Raw genomic sequence first — 17,862 nt, 5'->3', positions numbered from 1 at the left:
CATGCTGATCAATCCCACCATCGACATGCTGCGCGAACTCGGCCTTTACGGCATGGCAACCGCTTTCCTAGAACTCGACGCACAGTCCGAAGCGCGCGGCCTCGAGCACGGCGAATGGCTTGCCATGCTGCTCGAGCGCGAGGCGACCATGCGCCGCCAGAAGCGTTTCGAAGCCCGCGCCAGGGCTGCAAAGCTTCGCCATGACGCACAGATCGAGAATGCCGACTTTCGTGCCGCACGCGGTCTTGACCGCAATCTGTTCATGGCGCTCGCCGGCTGCGACTGGATTCGCAAGCATCACAGTCTTCTCATCACCGGGCCGGCGGGCGTCGGCAAGAGCTGGCTGGCCTGTGCGCTTGGTCACAAAGCTTGCCGAGAGGATTTCTCCGTCGCCTATCACCGCGTTCCTCGGCTGTTTGCAGCACTTGCCCTCGCCAGAGGCGACGGACGTTAGGGCCGCATCCTCAAACAACTCGCCAAAACCGACCTTCTCATTCTCGATGACTGGGGGCCGGAAAAACTCAATGATGACCAGCGGCGTGATGTGCTTGAGATCATTGAAGACCGCTACGAACGCCGATCGACAATCGTCACCAGTCAGCTGCCCTGGATCGCTGGTACGAGATCATTGCAAACCCAACTCTGGCCGATGCCATCCTGGACCGCCTCGTTCACAACGCCTATCGCATCGATCTCACCGGAGAAAGCATGCGAAAACAGCGCTCGCCAAAAGCCTCTGAAACAGCGCAAGCTTGACCGGAAACGAAACCCAATCCAAACATCAACCAGACCCAGGATCAGTCCGAAAAATGGCCGGCTTCAAATCGGAACACCGGCCGGAATGAAATCGGAATGACTGGCCGGCTTCAAATCGGATCGATGGCCGGCTTCGTCGGAATACGCATTCTGGCCGAAACGGCAAGATCGGGCGCTATCACTGTCGTGGCGCGTTCCTCAACCATGGCACCGATCCATGCATCAGCTTCGGATCGCTGCGCGTCGATGAAGCCGTCGGCACCGAAGTCTTGGAACGGCTTCAACCCTTGGGCATCGAAGCAGCTGTTCAGGCGATCGAGACATCCAAGGCGCAGAGCGCTGAGAAGCGGCGTCAGATCGAGCTCGCGCTTGAACAGGCACGCTATGAAGCGGCCCATGCGCAGCGCCAATATGACGCCGTCGATCCCGACAATCGGCTCGTGGCAGGCGAACTTGAGCGGCGCTGGAATGCTGCGCTTGCGGTTGTGCGAGAGCGCGAAGCCGAACTCAACGCCCTCGAAACCAAAAAGCCGGAAGCACTCAGCGAGGCCGAGCGCCAGGAGCTGCTGCACATGGGCGCCGATCTTGAACGAGCGTGGCATCAAGCAAATGCCACCAGCGTCACTCGCAAGCGCAATATTCGCACGGTCGTTCGCGAGATCGTCGTTCGTGTCGAGAATGACCGGATCGAGATGGTGGTGCATTGGCAGGGCGGCGATCATACCACGCTCTCCGTCATGAAGAACAAGCTCGGTCATCACAGGTGGGGTGCCGCGCCCGAGATCGAACCGCTGATCCGGGCGCTAGCGCGCCAGCTGCCGGACAAGGCGATTGCGGCCCTTCTCAATTGACTCGGCAAGACCACCGGCCGGCAAAACGGATGGACGCAGTCGCGCGTCTGCACCTTCCGTAGCCAACACAACATTGCCGTCTACAGGCACGGCGAGCGCGCGGCGCGCGGCGAGTACACTTTGCAGGAAGCGGCCGAGAAGCTGGGGGTGCGGGCAATGACGGCTGCGCATGATCCGCGCCGGTCATCTGCCGGCCGAGCAATACTTCAAGGGCACGCCTTGGGTCATTCGCGGTGAGGAGCCGACATCCAGCACTATGCCAACAGCGGCATGCGACGCCCATTATCGCAAGGGCAAGATCAACAGCCGATGCTTTTTCAATGACATAGCGAGGTGTGCATCATGACGCGGGATCGGGCGGGCCAAACAACAGGATGTTGGCGCCCTTTGCGAGCCAGCTGTCGCCGGCGGCGATCGCCATCACCCGGGCCTTGGAGACCATCGGCACGGCGTCGAAGGCAAAGCTGTCGAGGGTCTTCCCGGGCGGCAGGTGCGCCTCGGCGAGGTGGCGTTCGATCCGGCGGTGCGCCCGCTCGGCCAGCTCATGCTCGGCGATGGCCGAGAGGAACCGGGCGGCGGGCCATCCCTCTCTGTCGGCCTGTTCGGCGAACTGCGGCCACAGCGTCTTGATTGTCGGCAGCCGGAGCTCGTTGAGCATGATGCCGAGGCGTGCTTCATCGATGCTATGGGCTTGTCTCATGCGACCTCTCCCGCGCAGGCCGTCCCGATCAGGGCTTCATAGCCATTGAGCGATGCGAGTTGCACATGAACAGTCAGCAACCGGGCCGGATCCGGGCCGTAGAGCGCTCTCAGGGCTGCCAGATCAGGCAGTTCGCCGGCGTCGAGCGTTCTGGCAAGCTCTTCAGCCAGTTCACGCTCGCAGCCACGATCATGAGCCAGCGCCAACAGTTCGACGGCAATCTTGCAAGCCTGTTTGTCGGACAGTTGCTCGATGAGAACGTCGAAGGCTCTATGATATTCCAGCCGGGGAAAGAGCTTGTCGCGATAGACGAGATCCCGAAGCGCCATCGGCTTCTTGCGCAGGGAATGAATGACGTGCCGGTAGTTGACGACTTGGTCGTGCCGGCCGTCGGCATGGCCGCGTCCTCGGGGCAACGTCATCAGATGCGTCCCGCCGATGAAGACCTCGAGGCGATCGTCGAACAGCCGGACGCGAAGCCGATGTCCGATCAGGCGGGAAGGCACAGTGTAGAAGACCTTGCGCAAGGTGAAGCCGCCGGTGCGCGACACCGTGACGACCACCTCCTCGAAGTCGGTGGTGCGGCGGTCGGGAAGTTCCTGCAAATGCGGGCGCTCAGCGTCAATGCGCTTGCCATGTGCGGCATTACGGCGGCTGACGATCTCATCGACGAAGGCGCGGTAGGAGCCGAGATCGTCGAAGTCCCTGGTGCCGCGCATCAGTAGCGCATCGCGGACCGCGTTCGTGAGATGGCCGTGGGAGCTTTCGATCGAGCCGTTCTCGTGCGCGACGCCCTTGTTGTTGCGCGTCGCCGTCATGCGATAATGGCCGCACAGTGCCTCGTAGCGATGCGGCAAAGCGCGTAAAGACGAGCGTGATCGCTTCGCGCACACGCAGATCGGGGTCCATCTCGATGCGGTCATTGCCCGCCTTCACGTAGCAGACCGCCACCGCCAAAAACAGCTCACCGCGCCGCGCCTTGTTCTTTAGCGCTTCGAGCGAGCGGGCGCGCAGGATCGAAAGCTCAAGTTCGCTCATCGTGCCCTTCATCCCGAGCAACAGCCGGTCATTGGGATGACGTGGCTCATAGATGCCGTCCTCATCGATGATGAGCGTACCGACCAAGCCGCAAAACTCGATTAATGTGTGCCAGTCCCGCCCATTGCGCGCCAGGCGTGACGCTTCGATCGCCAGCACCGCGCCCACCCGCCCTTCGCAGATCGCTGCGAGCAGCTTCTCAAAGCCGGGGCGCGTGACGCCGGATTCGGAGCGACCGAGATCATCGTCGATGACGATCACGGTCTCCCAGCCAAGTGCCCGCGCCCGGTCGGCAAGACCGTATTGGCGATGCCGACTCTCCGGGTTGTTGATAAGCTGATCGGCTGTGGACTGGCGAATATAGACATAGGCATCGCGCGCCAGATGCTCAGGCGTGATCTTCATGATCCGCCTCCCTGGCCTTCTTCGCCGCTTCCCTGAGCAGGGCCTCGATCAATGGCAGGAGGCGCTGACGGATGTCGCTCGGAAGTTCCGGTGGCGCGGTCTGCGCCGCAGACAGATCCGATTGGGCGGAAATAGGCTGCCTTTGCTGCATGGCTCTCTCCTCCACGGCGTGAGTCGCCGTCGAGCAAGCTTAAACAGGTGTCGATCTCGCGACGCAGATCGCGCAGGCAGGAAAGGGCAAGCGTGGCGCCTCGACGAGCATCATCGCGGCCGCGGATTCTTCGGTCATCCAGATCGGCACCAGCGCCAAGCTGCCATCCGGCTGCCGGCCCACATAGGCCGGCTCGCCGCAATAGCGCTGCCGTCCGACAACGACCGCCTCCTCGCCAGAGCGCGGATGAAAGGCGTAGCGAATAATCCGTGTTCCGTTGTCTTGCTGAAAACTGGCATTATGAGCCCTGTCTGCCCGGCGGCGGAAAGAGCCATCTCGCCGCGGCCATCGGCCTCGCCCTGATCGAGAACGGCTGGCGCGTGCTGTTCACCCGCACGACCGATCTCGTCCAGAAGCTTCAGGTCGCGCGGCGGGAGCTCCAGCTCGAATCCGCCATCGCAAAGCTCGACAAGTTCGATCTGCTCATCCTCGACGACCTGGCTTACGTGACCAAGGACCAGGCCGAAACGAGCGTGCTCTTCGAACTCATCTGCGCAAGATATGAGCGGCGCTCCATCATGATCACCGCCAATCAGCCCTTTGGAGAATGGAACAGGGTCTTTCCGGATCCCGCCATGACCCTCGCCGCGGTCGATCGGCTTGTTCATCACGCAACGATCTTCGAGATGAATGTCGAAAGCTACCGGCGCAGATCTGCCGTAGAGGCCAAACGCCAGCGCGGCAGACTCGCCTCCTACGCGACAATTAAAAATACGCACAAACTTGTCGCGGAGCGGCAATCAGAATTGCCCGTGACCGCGCTCTGAGAGTCTCATCCAGATTGTCGCGCGCGTCTCATCCTGATCGTCGCGCTATACCTCGGCGCTGTGCATGCTCAGATCGGTGCCTTTCGGAAAGTACTGACGCAGCAGTCCATTGGTGTTCTCGTTGGTGCCGCGCTGCCATCGGCTTTGCGGATCGCAGAAGTAGCCCTGGATACCGCATCAATCTGGAGACAATCATGCTGAGCCATCTCAGGACCCTGATCTCAAGTCAGCGAACGGCGCAGTTCTTCGGGCAGGTGATGATGGTGCACGTGATCGCGCCGCGAACCGCCTCAGCTCCGTGTCCCGCGAGCGCAGGCCCGTTCTTCGTGCGCGGAGCTTCGCCGTGGCCCGCAAGGCGGGGAAGATGCAGCAGCATCGTGAAGCGCGTCGTGCGCTCGACCAGCGTGCCGATGGCTGAGCTGCCAAGGCCCATGATAAGGTCTGCCTCCCAGTGCCCTGGCGCCGCGCGATCGGCCGCTTCGGCGGGACGTTGACTGATCATGATCTCCGGGCGAGACAAAGCCCTTGCCTCGCCTGCGTACGCGCGGCCCCCGGCACCCGCAACACGCGCCCCGTTCGCAAGCATGCCGTCAGCTCGCGGCGTAGCGCTCCGCGGCCCTGAACGAAGAGGGCATGATAGATGGCTTCGTGACTTACGCGCATCATATTGTCGTCCGGGAAGTCGATCGGCAAGCGCCGGGCGATCTGCTCCGGCCTCCAAGCCCGCTGCCCCATCGCCGGTCCTTTCGCGGGCCATGCCGGCGGCCCTTCCACGGCACGGCAGGACCATGAACGGGAATGCAACTCGGGGCGAGGACGACGTCAGCAAGTCTCTCCTCTACATAAGTGTGCAAGCTCATCTTTAGTGTAAGCTTGGTCAGTTTGGGTCGACGGGCCGATTGGTTGGCGTCGCGCGATACACCAACCCGCCGCTGCGCGTGGCTGCGTTGCGCCGCAGTTCACGGGAGATCGTCGAGGCGGACCGACCGAGCCGGCGCCCAATCTCCTGCATGGAATGGCCCTGCACCCTGAGAAGTGCGATCGCCTCGCGCTCTACGATGACAGGTACCGCCCGGAGAGCGGCTTTGCCGAGGATCTGAACATCGTTTGTGGCATTCCGCCTGCCCTTCGGAGCCATCTGGTTCCTACAGGCTGCGACACGAGCGCAGCATCTTCGCTGCTCAGCCCAGCAGCAATCGCCCGCCAGAGTCTATTCTGTTCATCGCTCCCCGCCACAGGCGGCCGTCCTGGTGAAGGTAAAGGCGCTCGTCCCGACTGTGCCGATCTCCGCTTTCGAATGCTCATCGCAACCTCCAACTTCAGAGTGTTGCGACGAACGTTTGAATCTGCCTTGAATGCCGCGATCTGAGTGATGGATCAAACCGGGAGTCGACCTACGAGCTGCTATCGCCATTTTCAGGGCATCGACAGCAAGGCTGGCGCGCAAGTGTAGTTCCAGAGCCCAGCCGATGACCTTGCGACTGAATGCATCGAGAACAACCTGCAGATAGGCGAACTGCTCGGCAAGATGCAAATAGGTGATGTCGGCGACCCAGAGCTGTTTTAACCCCGTCAGTTCCATGCCGCGGGCAAGGTTTGGGACCACGCGCCAGCTATGCTTGGAATCCGTGGTCCGCGGTATAAACGGCCGACTGCGTAAACACAGAAGGTTGTCTTCTCCCGTGACCCGCAACACGCGTTTGTGGCTTATCTGCCAACCCTCGCGACCAAAGAAGGGCACCAATGCGACGATAGCCATAGTGCCGATTGGCTAAGGACAGCCGTTGAATGGCATCCCCTAAGCCTGTTTCTTCCTGGCGCGGCGCCGACTGCCGCCAGTGCCCGTAGTATCCAGCCGGCTGACGCCGGCCAAACGGCACATCTGTTCAATTCCCAGCGAGCCTTGCGGCGCGGTGGCATCATTTTTCTGGATAACCTCGAAGATACCGCACTGCCAAGCGCGTCTTTCTGCTGTTGACCGCCCCTGACACGCCGCAAGGCTTGTTGAAAAAAATCAAGTTCGACCTGTTGCTGGCCGATCTTTCGTTCAGTTCGCCAATGCGCCGGCGCGCCTTCTGCTAACGCATCGGCGCGCGCCGCTGTTCTGCCGACAGGCAGAACCTGCCGCCAAGGAGGTTGGCTGATCCGGCGGCGCATGGGTCGGTTGTTTCTTTGGACGGCCCAGCCGGGCCGGGGCAAGATTGCCGCAGGTTCGAAGCCGCTCACGCCAAGCGTATAAGAGCTGGCGACGCACTCCCAGTTCATCAGCCAGTCGGCTGACGTTTTCCCCGCTTTGCATTCTGCAAAAGGATGGCGAGCTTCTCTTCTTCGGCAAATGTGATCTCTCTTCCGGCCATTCCCAGTTCCTTTGATTCAGAAACTGTCCCCTATTTATTTGTCTCAATCTAGGGTGCACTTCAACCGCCAGCAACCAAAATGTTGCAACAACAGGTCCTTAACTAAATTTTTACAGGATCTTTGCAACCGCAGATCGCTGACAATGGTACCTTCACAGCAAGGTCTGAGGTCAGGCACGAATAGAAAGCTGCCACCTGTTTACACCCAGTCCGCCGCACAGCACGCAATGGAGGTTAACGCAAATGGCAAGAAGAGCGCTCATTCTGGTTGAAGGCCATAGGCGTGTTGGTCTGCTCTACGTCCAAGCGGCTCGCCGTCTTGGTCTTCATCCGATCTCCCTGTCGGCTGATCCAACTTGTTACGACTATCACGGGGCGGAAAGCATTGAAGCAATCCGCATCGATACAGACGATCTTGATGCGCTGATCCACGAATGTTCCCGGCTGCGCGCGATCTATGACATTGCTGGCATTACTGGCTTTGTGGTCGACGACGAGTCAGTGTATGCGACAGTTGGCAAGCTCTGCCGGTATTTCGATCTACCGGGACCGAACCCAGCATCGATTGAACGGTGCTACGACAAGTTCATTCAACGTCAGTTCCTTGCGAAGGCCGGTGTTCCAATACCTGCTTACCGCGTGGCAGCGAATTCGGCCGAGGTTGAAAGCTCTGCCGCGGAGATCGGCCTGCCGGTGATTGTTAAGCCAGCAGTAGGCAGCGGTAGCATCGGTGTCCGACTGTGCCGCAATGTCGACGAGTTAGCCGAACATACGACCTATCTGTTGGGCGGGAAGCACCTGTGGCGGTCTTCGCCGAAAATACTGGTCGAAGGTTATGCACAAGGCCCGTACTATAGCACTGACATAATGGGAAATGAGGTTATTGGGATTTGTACCGCTGACTTCGTCCGCCCACCCCATTTCGTCTTTCGTGGGTGCGCCCATCCGGCCCCGCTCACTGATGATGAGTATAAACGTATCGCAGATGTTTCGCTGAGTTGTTTGCAAGCTCTCGGCCTTTACTGGGGGCCAACCACTGTTGAACTCCGGTGGACGGAGCTTGGGCCAGTCGTCATTGAAGTCAATCCGCGCCTTGCGGGTGGGACCAATCCTCGGCTGGTTCAGTTGGCTTACGGTGTCGATCTCATCACCGATCACGTCAAGCTTGTCATCGGCGATAAATGCGACTTGCGCAGAAGGCATTCGCACACTGCGGCATCGCGGAACCTAGTTCCTGATCGCGATGGCACCCTCGATTGGATCGAGGGCGACAGTCGAGCAGCTGCTGTACCAGGTGTCGCCGAGGTCAAATTGTATGTTGAACCCAAGACGCCGATCGTTATGAAAGGCGATTACCTAGACACGATTGGACATGTCATCGCCACTTCACCCAGCCTTGCTGAGACCGAGGCGATCCTTCAGCGTGCCGTCGACTTGATCGGTTGGTCGATCACATGATTCCGTCCTTTGGCGAACAGGAGCAGTCAGCAGCTCCTCACGAACATTGATGCAATCGAGAGCAGGAGAGAGACGCAGGTCGATGATGATCTTATACCCCGATCAATTTCATAAAGTACGGACGTGAATAACGGGGGGCGACCTGTTCAAATCGTCCGCCATGCCGTTGCTTTAGGTTGGTGTTTAGCTGATCCGTCTCCGGATGGAAGTGTGGCTACAAGCGGTTCGGGCCCTACGACGGATCGGAGTGTGACGTATAAGCCGAAAAGGATTTCGGGCAATGGCAGTCAAGCAGCAGGTCGACCACTTGATCGTTAGTGGGGAGATTTTCACCGGCGGACGCGGATCGCCCTGCATCAAGGATGGGCGATTGCCATAGACGGTAATCGCATCCTCGGTGGCCTGCCCCCTGAAAAGTGGTCCTCCCTGAGGTATGGCTTTCGAGCCGATGGAGGACTGAAGAAATGGCCAGAAAGAGACACAGTGCGGAAGAGATCGTTACGAAGCTGCGGCAGGTTGACGTTCTGAGTTCGCAAGGCAAATCGGTGGCGGAGGCGATCCGATCGATAGGTGTGACGGAAGTTACATACTATCGTTGGCGGTCGGAATACAGTGGTCTGAAGGGCGACCAGGTCAAGCGGCTGAAAGAACTTGAGATGGAGAACGCGCGGCTTCGGCGCGCCGTCTCTGACCTGACGCTGGACAAGATGATCTTGGCCGAAGCTGCGCGAGGAAACTTCTATGCCCCGCACGTCGCCGTGCCTGCGTGGCTCATGTTGTTGCTGAACTTGGCGTTCCCGAACGACGGGCGTGCCGGGTTCTCTGTCAGTATAGATCCACGCAGCGCAAGGTTCCGACGGCACCCGACGATAAAGCGGCTTTGACCGCGGACATCATCGCGCTCACCCCGGTCAGGGAATCTTCGATGGAACTGAGTGACCGACTACGTCGATGCCCGTGCTAAGATAGAACAGCCCCAGGCGTATACACGGAAATGCGGTATTCCGTACGCATCCGAGGAAGGCCGCCTTGCGAAATTAGCCGCGGCGTAGCTGACTATCGGTATGGATATCCTTACTAGCAGTCATCATGTCACTCGCCTCGATGTTGTTGACACGGGCCGTCGCCGCCGATAGTCGGAAGAAGCGAAGCTTCGGATCGTGGAGGAGAGCTTTTCGGCTCCGCGGCTGGGATCGGCGACGGCGCGGCGGCATGGGATTTCCAACCAGCAAATATTTGCCTGGCGCAAGGCGTATCGGGAGGGCCGGCTCGGAGCAGATGGGCTCGGCGACTTTGTTCCCGCGAGGATTGTGCCGGAGGAAGCTGGGCATCGCGGTTCGGGCGGTGGGCGCATTGAGATCGTGAGCGCGAACGGGCGGCGGGTGATTGTCGAGGGTGATGTTGATGTGGCGGCATTGCTGCGGATCGTGCAAGGGCTTGAGACGCTGCGATGATGCCAAGCGGCGTTCGGGTGTGGTTGGCGACCGACCACACGGACATGCGAAAAGGATTCCCATCCCTGGCACTGCAGGTCCAGGAGGTGCTCAAGGGTGACCCGCTGGGTGGCCATTTATTCTGCTTCCGCGGGCGCAGAGGTGATCTTTTGAAAGTCATCTGGCATGACGGCCAGGGGGCATGTTTGTCCACGAAACGGCTGGAGCGGGGCCGCTTTTTGTGTCCATCACCGGCCGACGGCGCGGTGACGATCTCGACTGCCCAACTCGCTTATCTGCTCTCCGGGATCGACTGGCGAAACCCGCAGGAAACCTGGCGCCCGACGTCGATGGGATAACGGTTTTGTCTTTGCGATCGGGGGAGGATGTGATTCGCTCGCGCCTGTGAAATCCGCCCCTGATTCGCTTCCGTCCGACCTTGCCAGCGCCCATGCGATGATCCTCGCCGAGCGGGCCGCGCCCATGCAGGCGGAGGCCGTTGCGGCGCGTGCTCAAGCGGTGAGCTCCTCGACAGAAGCGTTGATCGCATACCTCAAGCTGGAGATCGAAAAGCTGCGGCGCGAACTCTACGGCAGCCGCTCGGAGCGCAAGGAGCGGCTCTTGGCGCAGATGGAGCTGCAGCTGGAGGATCTGGAGGCCTCAGCCACCGAGGATGAGCTGGCCGCCGAGAAAGCGGCGGCGCAGGAAACCGCGAGCGGGCCTGCTTGATCGCCATGATCACATTGCCGCTGTCGCGCGTGCGGACCGGAATGCATTCGGTCCAGCCGGTGGCAATGTCGGTCAGCACCATCGTCTGCACGAAGCTCCCCGACGAAGACGTGCCCGAATGCGCCACAAAATCGAGCTCAACAAAGCCGGGCGGGGAATCATTCCAATCGCCGAAGGTGCGAACTGGCACCGAGCGGCGAACTGCCGAACTCATTCCTGCCCGGCGGCGCTGGCCGCCGCGAGCGACGATGCGGACCTCGGTCAAAAGCCGATCGTCGCCGGGCTTACTGTTAGCAGTTTGCCGCGGAGCGCCTCATCGAGTGCTAACCGGCCATGTCACTCAAGCGCAGGCAATAAGACAGGGATCAACGGCTTAAGACGTTTGGAACACAGCCGCTCCGAAGCCTCCCACAATACGATGAGCGCCTCGCGGACATCGCTGCCGTAACAGCGGCTGTGGCTCTTGCCCGCAGACGGCCTCTGCTCACGACGGTTCATAACACGGATCGCGTGCTTGCGATGATAGCCGGTCACCGCCACGAACTCATCCAGAATGCGCCGCTTGTCATCTCGACACGCCGCTCGATAACGCTCTACGATCGCCGCTGTCAGTTCCGACCGTGTCGCCATGCTGAGCCCCGCCATCCGTCCCCCGAACCGGAATGGCACGACCTGTCCATCCCTTTCGGAACAGGGACACTATCGGTAACATCCTGTAGACTGGCTGAGTTGGCGGCCGAAGCCGTCCCGCACCTCCGAAAAGGTGCTCACGATCCGCTGAAATCGCTGCTCACGATCGTCTGAAATCGCTGCTCATGATCCCGTGAAATCCGTGCTCACGATGCGGTGAAATCCGTGCTCACGATCGCCTGAAATACGCAGGTGGCGTGCGGTTGGCCAACAGCGGCTTCCTGCGCGTCAGTTCCTGCAGCGCCAGTTCGCCGCCGGTCTCGTAAAGCTCCTTGAAGCGGTAGAAGCTGTCGCGCGAATAGCCCATCATCTTGCAGGCCTGGCTGACATTGCCGNGCGCTGCGAACCCTGACCACTCCGCGCCCGGCCTCGGCTCAAGCTTCAGCCTAGGACACCGTCTGTCAGATAAAGTTTAAACTTTTACAGATGAAGGCCGCCTGACTGGCGGCTGCTGAACGTTAGGCCTATTCCCATCCTCAGGGCCTAACCAGTCCTGACGATCCAGGTGGACGAACCGAGGTGTGGCTTGGCTTGAAATGCCGCCTCGCGAGAATGGTCCCGTCCTTCTGAGCCTTGTCCGCCACAGGCGGGATGTTGGTGCAGCTGTTCCGAACAGCGACCGTATATAAGTTGGATCTGGCTCGGCAACGGGCCGCATCATGCATTGGGCTCACCCTGGACGCTGCAACAGCGGAGCAAAAAAATGCCGCTTTTGACGACCGTCCGCATTGACCCTCCTCATATAAGCCACATCCGCCATGACCAACAATACGTTGCTGCCGCTCTCATTTCCAGCCGTTGGACGCTAGAAGATCACAGCTGCGTTTGACGGCGGACGCATCACCTCGGATGGTGGCGTCATGCTGCTGGCCGCAGCCGAGCGACGCCTGCAACTGGCCGACAGACTTGCCGCCGCGATCCACGACCCGCGCGATCCAGAGCGGGTGACGCACGCCATGGCCGACATTCTGCGCGCCCGCATCTTTGCGATCGCGTGCGGCTACGAGGATGCCAACGATCTCGATCGGCTGCGCACCGACCCGGCCTTCAAGCTCGCCTGCGGGCGGCTGCCCGACAGCGGGCTGGATCTGTGCTCGCAGCCGACATGCTCGCGGGTGGAGAACCTGCCGGACCTGCGCCCCGTCGTCCGGCTCGGCTGGGTGCTGGTCGATCTCTGGCTGTTGAGCTATGCCGCGCCGCCCAAAAGCGTGACGCTCGACATCGACGACACGGTTGATGTCGTTCACGGCCATCAGCAGCTCTCGCTCTTCAATGCCCATTACGACGAACGCTGCTTCCTGCCGATCCACATCTACGACGCCGCGACAGGACGCCCGGTCTCCATGATCCTGCGTCCTGGCAAGACCCCGACGGGCAAGGAGATCCGCAGCCATCTGCGCCGCCTTGTCCGGCGCATCCGCGCCCGCTGGCCTGCCACCCGCATTCTGATCCGCGGCGACGGCCACTATGGCCGGGCGGAAGTCATGGCCTGGTGCGAGAACAACGCGATCGACTACGTCTTCGGCCTGCCCGGCACAAGGTTCTCCAGCGTCTCGTTGATGAAGCCGCCGACGACATCCGCACCCCCGCACGCTGGAGCAGAAGCCGGTGCTGCGCGGCTATGCCGAGACCCGATACAAGGCAAAATCCCGGAAGACGGAACGTCGCCTCTGCGCCCGCATCGAGGCAACCACCCGCGGCCTCGACACCGCTTCGTCGTCACCAATCTCGACAAAGGCTCCGCCGCGCATGTCTGCAACGTGATCTACTGCGCCCGCGGCCAGGCCGAAAACCTGATCAAGATGCACAAGAGCCAGCTTGCCTCCGACCGCACCAGCTGCCGCTCACCTATTGCCAACCAGGTGCGCCTCGTCCTGCACACCGCCGCATACTGGCTGATGCTCACCCTGCGCGAGGCGGTGCCCAAAACCCATCATCTCAGCAACGCCGAGTTCGCCACGCTGCGGCTCAGGCTCCTCAAGCTCGGCGCCCGCGTCATCGAAACCGTCTCGCGCATCCGCCTGGCCTTCGCCGCTGCCTGTCCCGAGGCCAGCCTGTTCCGACAAATCGCTCTCACGCTGCAGCCCGCAGGACCATGAGCGCCGGGACATCAAAGCCCCGCCGAATCCGATACCTTGACCCTCCAGCGCGTTCCAAAATCCCGTCTCAGCTGCGGTGAAAAGACGCCCCACACCTGCATGACCGAACGCTCAGCGGCGCTCGAACCACAAGGCTCATGAAGGACGTGCTAGCCATTGCATTTTCTCGCGTATCATCTCATTATTATAAATTGCCAACTCTTTGCCCAAGTGCAAGAACTGAAATCTGGAATGCGAAATCAATAAGGATCGCCCATATCTCTTGCATTGGGTGTTTTCCAAGAGAAACCCCGATTTGATACTCAGTCAACGAGATCTTCGCCATGAAGACGCGCCAACGCTTCTCGCACTGGCGTCGCACTACTGCGGTCGATCGGCGATGCTCGTTAGTGCATAGCTGCTCTCCGGGGCGGAACCGATTTGACGACGAGCTCCTTCAATCGGCGGTTAGTCGACCCGGCCTTATCTCGAGCAATCACAGCCATGGGCTATCTCATCTCCTTCGCGGTTCGGACGTGCCAGGTGCTGTGGGCGGAAGCCGTATCTCCTCGCCAGCCGTTCTAGAGATGCCGATTCCGAAATACCGCGTGTGGGCGACATCGAGAATGCGATTGGCCAGGCTCGAGAAGCTGTGTCCGGCAGTCATCGCGGCTAGGACATAAGGGGAGTCCATACTGAGCCCCGGCATGGAGTTGATCTCGAGCACGAAAGGCTGGCCGGAGCGGTCGATCCGGAGGTCGACGCGGGCATAGTCCCGGCACTGGCAGGCACGGAAGGTCGCAACCGCAATATCCCGCAGCACAGTCGCAAGGCTGCTCCCGATTTGCGCCGGGCAAATCTTCGGCGGCGGCGCGGCCGCCACGAACTTCGTCTCCCAAGTCATGAGACGCGTTTCGCGGTCGCCGAAGTCGTACTCCACCATAGGCAACACCTCGAGTTCTCCGTTTCCCAGCAACGCGACGGCGATTTCTCGCCCGTCGATGTATTCTTCCACGAGCGCATCCTGCGCATACTGCGTGACGATCACTTCCACTGCCTGCCTCAGCTGAGCGGGCTCATGTACAAGCTGCAATCCGAAGCTGTTGTCTTCGTGACGTGGCTTCACTACCACTGGAAATCGCAGGTCGCCGGTACTCTCGGTGCCGCGACGCATGACGCGAAAGTTCGGCGTCGGCACGCCGCGATCGCGGATGAGCCTCTTGGTGATGACCTTATCGTCCGCCAGCCCATGCCCGAGCGGGCTCGGTCCGGTATATGGAACGCCGGCCATCTCAAGCATGGCGGGAACGTGGGTGTAACGGTACTCGCCCTGAATTCCGTACGCCCTGTTGAAGACGATTCCCGAAGGGCGGGCTTGCGGATCGGGTGGCATGAACCGCTCGAGCTTAGTGAGCAGTCCTTTATCGCCTTCACACAGCAGCGTTTCGTGACCGCCCTCTTGCAGTGCCGCGGCCAAGGTTTCAAATGTCCCGGGGCCGTATTCGTCGGGGCAAGGCTGACCGAACCGGTTGATCACGCCCGTATGATCATGGTTCCAAACGATGGCTACCCGCATGAGCTACTCCTTGGATTTTACCCGCTGTCAGTTCATTGGCTCAGATTTAGTTGTCTGATTGATGGAACGGATGGTCTAGATCCCGCGGCCCTCAACCGTGACCCATGCAATCCATATGCCAACGAAGAGCTTGTGCGAGCAAAAGGAGAAAACCATGTATTTTCGTGCGGCGCCGTCGGGATACGTGCGCGTCAGTGTGTCGGGTTTCGAACAAACACATCTTCAATCCGACACGGTTGTATGCGAGAATAAGGTGCCCACTGAGGTGGTGTAACTGACGGCATTGGTCGCCGTGCTGTCCGGCAGGGCCGGAATGATCAGCGTGCCACTGCCGGCAGGCTGATAAGCGGATCATCACTCGTCTGGCTGATGGTCTCAAGGGTCATATAGCGGGCCCGCTGCACGGCCCATTCATCGTTCTGTTCAAGGAGCAAGGCGCCGACAAGGCGGACGATGGCGCCGTCATTGGGGGAAGATACCAACGACCTCGTGCGCCGCTTGATCTCGCCGTTGAGCCGCTCGATCGGATTGATAACCGGTATGATTATAACGGTGCCATCTCGAACAACGATGAATGGGCAGTGCAGCGGGCCAGATATATGAGGCTTGTGTGGATGCCAGCCGTTTTGCAAGGAAGATTTTGAACCTTTGAACGTGATCGAGTGCGGTCTTGTGTCAGGCCTTGAGTTGCGGCCATGACGTGCCGCGGGCCGGTATGGTGATACGCGGATCAGGTCCAAATCTAGAAAGCGAGCGCGAGGCTCGGTGCGTCATTCTGGTTTTCCTGATCCCGATCTGATCGATCATTTGCCCATGCGGTTAAGGCCTTCCTCACATCCCCGACGGACCCGGTTCAGGTGTGCTGCTGAATGCTCATGCAGGCACCGTTGCCGGATTCCGGTAATCCCTTCCTTTGTCAGCATGGCCCAGATGCCACGCGCCATCTTGTTGGCCAGCGCAATGGCCACGAGCATGCGCGGCTTCTTCGGAATCATGCGCGCGAGCCAGGAGCCCTCGGGCGCGCCCTTCCGCGATGCCCATCGGACCACACCATGGCTCCAATGATGAGCATGCGTCGAATATCGCATTGGCCCATCTTCGAGGTTTTTCCTAGTCCTTGCTCGCCGCCGGTCGACTTCTGCAGCGGCACCAGCCCGAGCCAGGCGGCGAAATCCCGACCGCACTTGAAGGTTTCCATGGGTGGCGCAAAGGTTTCGATGGCAAGAGCGGCGATGGGGCCGACGCCCGGCATGGTCTGCAAGCGCCGAGCTTCAGCTTCCCTCGACAGAGCATCGATCGTCTTCTTCAGTGCGTCGATCCGGCCGGTCAGGCGGTAGATGTGGTCCAGCAGATCGCGGCAGCTTGCGTGGCGACAAACTTGGCACATTGCGATGCCTTCGGAGAAGGCTGGCATCCACATGGGTTCTCTGATCGCGGAGCTGATTGCAAGCTCCTTTTCGGCGTATCCATGTTCCTGCCGGCTCTGTGGTTCTCTTCGCGGTTAACACTCGGTCGCCGCATGTTAGCGTTCGGGACGTGGGTGCCTCAATGTAATGGGACTGTCAGGAATTCTGCGCCTGAGGCCATGATGATGGAAAGGAGAGAATCATCACATGGCTATAGACAAGGAACTTCTGGACCAACTGCTTGCCGGCCGCGATCCCAACGAGGTGTTCGCCAAGGACGGGCTGCTCGACGACCTGAAGAAGGCGCTTTCGGAGCGCATTCTGGACGCCGAACTCGACGAGCATCTCGAGGACGAACGCGCCGGTGGCGCTGCCAATCGCCGCAACGGCCATTCGAAGAAATCGGTTCTGACGGGCACGTCGAAGATGACGCTTTCGATCCCGCGCGACCGGGCCGGGAGCTTCGATCCGAAGCTGATCGCCAAATACCAGCGGCGCTTTCCCGATTTCGACGACAAGATCATCTCCATGTATGCGCGCGGGATGAGCGTGCGCGAGATCCGCGGGCATCTGGAGGAGCTCTACGGCATCGACGTGTCGCCGGATCTCGGCCGTCACCGACGCGGTCCTGGAGGAGGTGGCGGAATGGCAGAACAGGCCGCTCGACGCGGTCTATCCCCTCGTCTTCTTCGACGCGATCCGGGTCAAGATCCGGGACGAGGGCTTTGTGCGCAACAAAGCCGTCTACATCGCGCTCGGCATTCTACCCGACGGCAAGAAGGAGATTCCGGGCATCTGGATCGAGCAGACCGAAGGCGCCAAGTTCTAGCTGCGCGTGATGAACGAATTGAAGAACCGCGGCGTCGGCGACATCCTCATTGCCGTCGTCGACGGCCTGAAGGGCTTTCCCGAGGCGATCAGCGCCGTCTTTCCCCAGACCGTGGTGCAAACCTGCATCGTGCACCTGATCCGCCATTCCCTGGAGTTCGTCTCGTGGAAGGACCGCAAACCCGTCGTGCCGGCGCTGCGTGCGATCTATCGTGCCAAGGACGCTGAAGCCGGCATGAAGGCTCTGGAGGAATTCGAAGCCGGCTACTGGGGCCAGAAATATCCGGCGATCACGCAGAGCTGGCGGCGCAATTGGGATCACGTCGTGCCCTTCTTCGCTTTCCCCGAAAGCGTGCGCCGGATCATCTACACCACGAACCAAATTGAAGCGCTGAACTCAAAACTGCGCCGCGCAGTTCGAACGCGCGGGCACTTTCCCAATGACGATGCCGCCATGAAACTGCTATATTTGGTCCTGAACCACGCGGCCGAGGAGTGGAAGCGACCGCCTAGCAGGCTGTTGAAAAAGGGGCTCGCGGTTGGGGTAGCTCCGTGATTCACTCATTTCGCGAGAATGCG

The 17,862-nt window shown here is 60.4% G+C and carries 9 protein-coding genes and 15 pseudogenes; 10 read left to right on the top strand and 14 right to left on the bottom strand.

Features of this window, described 5'->3' with window-relative positions; genetic code table 11:
• Position 1: 1 nt before the first annotated feature.
• A pseudogene (gene istB / locus X728_RS01000000167295) lies at positions 2-756 on the top strand (IS21-like element helper ATPase IstB).
• Positions 757-866: 110 nt separating this feature from the next.
• On the opposite strand, the gene X728_RS1000000171160 reads toward istB, so the two are convergent.
• Positions 867-1,040 (bottom strand): hypothetical protein, encoded by a 174-nt coding sequence (locus X728_RS1000000171160; protein WP_023833030.1) that lies wholly within the window; start codon positions 1,038-1,040, stop codon positions 867-869.
• 3 nt (positions 1,041-1,043) lie between these two features.
• Between X728_RS1000000171160 and X728_RS1000000171155 the strand changes: the two genes are divergently transcribed.
• Positions 1,044-1,607, top strand: coding sequence for a hypothetical protein (locus tag X728_RS1000000171155; RefSeq protein ID WP_023833029.1), 564 nt, complete (start codon positions 1,044-1,046; stop codon positions 1,605-1,607).
• Positions 1,608-1,962: 355 nt separating this feature from the next.
• Here X728_RS1000000171155 and X728_RS138705 read toward each other — a convergent pair.
• The 4 genes and pseudogenes from X728_RS138705 to X728_RS138715 form a co-directional block, all read right to left on the bottom strand.
• Positions 1,963-2,307 (bottom strand): annotated as a pseudogene (locus X728_RS138705) (ATP-binding protein); the annotation flags it as partial.
• A pseudogene (locus X728_RS138710) lies at positions 2,304-3,164 on the bottom strand (IS21 family transposase); the annotation flags it as partial. The pseudogenes X728_RS138710 and X728_RS138705, both read right to left, overlap by 4 nt.
• Positions 3,163-3,750 (bottom strand): annotated as a pseudogene (locus X728_RS1000000169665) (recombinase family protein); the annotation flags it as partial. The pseudogenes X728_RS138710 and X728_RS1000000169665, both read right to left, overlap by 2 nt.
• Entirely contained in the window at positions 3,734-3,901 is a 168-nt protein-coding gene (locus tag X728_RS138715) for a hypothetical protein (RefSeq protein WP_155924041.1), read from the bottom strand. The gene X728_RS138715 and the pseudogene X728_RS1000000169665, both read right to left, overlap by 17 nt.
• A 314-nt stretch (positions 3,902-4,215) precedes the next feature.
• On the opposite strand from X728_RS138715, the pseudogene X728_RS138720 reads away from it, so the two are divergent.
• Positions 4,216-4,728 (top strand): annotated as a pseudogene (locus X728_RS138720) (ATP-binding protein); the annotation flags it as partial.
• A 45-nt stretch (positions 4,729-4,773) separates the two neighbouring features.
• Here the strand turns inward: X728_RS138720 and X728_RS1000000172325 are convergent.
• The 4 genes and pseudogenes from X728_RS1000000172325 to X728_RS01000000167280 all read right to left on the bottom strand — a co-directional run.
• Positions 4,774-5,023 (bottom strand): annotated as a pseudogene (locus X728_RS1000000172325) (IS30 family transposase); the annotation flags it as partial.
• Between the two features lie 63 nt (positions 5,024-5,086).
• Positions 5,087-5,457: pseudogene (locus X728_RS1000000172320) on the bottom strand (IS30 family transposase); the annotation flags it as partial.
• 268 nt (positions 5,458-5,725) lie between these two features.
• Positions 5,726-5,866 (bottom strand): annotated as a pseudogene (locus X728_RS1000000172315) (hypothetical protein); the annotation flags it as partial.
• Positions 5,867-5,947: 81 nt separating this feature from the next.
• Complete coding sequence (locus X728_RS01000000167280) at positions 5,948-6,487, bottom strand: DDE-type integrase/transposase/recombinase (protein ID WP_023833019.1); 540 nt, start codon at positions 6,485-6,487, stop codon at positions 5,948-5,950.
• 841 nt (positions 6,488-7,328) lie between these two features.
• Between X728_RS01000000167280 and X728_RS138730 the strand changes: the two genes are divergently transcribed.
• The 5 genes and pseudogenes from X728_RS138730 to X728_RS1000000169645 form a co-directional block, all read left to right on the top strand.
• Positions 7,329-8,543 (top strand): acetyl-CoA carboxylase biotin carboxylase subunit family protein, encoded by a 1,215-nt coding sequence (locus X728_RS138730; protein WP_023833018.1) that lies wholly within the window; start codon positions 7,329-7,331, stop codon positions 8,541-8,543.
• A gap of 464 nt (positions 8,544-9,007) precedes the next feature.
• Positions 9,008-9,447 (top strand): annotated as a pseudogene (locus tag X728_RS1000000169650) (transposase); the annotation flags it as partial.
• Positions 9,448-9,607: 160 nt separating this feature from the next.
• A pseudogene (locus X728_RS01000000167275) lies at positions 9,608-9,997 on the top strand (transposase).
• Positions 9,994-10,335, top strand: coding sequence for an IS66 family insertion sequence element accessory protein TnpB (tnpB, locus tag X728_RS138735; RefSeq protein WP_023833015.1), 342 nt, complete (start codon positions 9,994-9,996; stop codon positions 10,333-10,335). The pseudogene X728_RS01000000167275 and the gene tnpB overlap by 4 nt, the downstream one beginning before the upstream one ends.
• A 97-nt stretch (positions 10,336-10,432) precedes the next feature.
• Positions 10,433-10,687 (top strand): annotated as a pseudogene (locus X728_RS1000000169645) (transposase); the annotation flags it as partial.
• 354 nt (positions 10,688-11,041) lie between these two features.
• Here the strand turns inward: X728_RS1000000169645 and X728_RS1000000171860 are convergent.
• Together X728_RS1000000171860 and X728_RS1000000171855 are read right to left on the bottom strand one after the other, a co-directional pair.
• A complete protein-coding gene (locus X728_RS1000000171860) occupies positions 11,042-11,335 on the bottom strand; it encodes a hypothetical protein (protein ID WP_245266217.1) in 294 nt (97 codons plus the stop codon).
• Between the two features lie 259 nt (positions 11,336-11,594).
• Positions 11,595-11,780, bottom strand: a pseudogene (locus X728_RS1000000171855) (helix-turn-helix domain-containing protein); the annotation flags it as partial.
• Positions 11,781-12,207: 427 nt separating this feature from the next.
• Here X728_RS1000000171855 and X728_RS01890 point away from each other — a divergent pair.
• Positions 12,208-13,494, top strand: coding sequence for an IS1380 family transposase (locus tag X728_RS01890; RefSeq protein ID WP_280792245.1), 1,287 nt, complete (start codon positions 12,208-12,210; stop codon positions 13,492-13,494).
• A gap of 493 nt (positions 13,495-13,987) precedes the next feature.
• Here X728_RS01890 and X728_RS138740 read toward each other — a convergent pair whose 3' ends face one another.
• From X728_RS138740 to X728_RS1000000170645, 3 genes and pseudogenes are all read right to left on the bottom strand, one after another.
• Positions 13,988-15,049, bottom strand: a complete 1,062-nt coding sequence (locus X728_RS138740) for an ATP-grasp domain-containing protein (protein WP_023833010.1) — start codon at positions 15,047-15,049, stop codon at positions 13,988-13,990.
• Positions 15,050-15,366: 317 nt separating this feature from the next.
• Positions 15,367-15,579, bottom strand: a pseudogene (locus X728_RS0136280) (transposase); the annotation flags it as partial.
• Positions 15,580-15,922: 343 nt separating this feature from the next.
• A pseudogene (locus X728_RS1000000170645) lies at positions 15,923-16,313 on the bottom strand (transposase); the annotation flags it as partial.
• A gap of 349 nt (positions 16,314-16,662) precedes the next feature.
• Here X728_RS1000000170645 and X728_RS01000000167260 point away from each other — a divergent pair.
• A pseudogene (locus X728_RS01000000167260) lies at positions 16,663-17,839 on the top strand (IS256 family transposase).
• Positions 17,840-17,862 lie beyond the last annotated feature (23 nt).

This window comes from Mesorhizobium sp. L103C119B0 (genome assembly GCF_000502235.1).
GTDB lineage: Bacteria > Pseudomonadota > Alphaproteobacteria > Rhizobiales > Rhizobiaceae > Mesorhizobium.
Note: the sequence above shows the minus strand (reverse complement) of the source record. Positions and strands in the feature narration are given on the sequence as shown.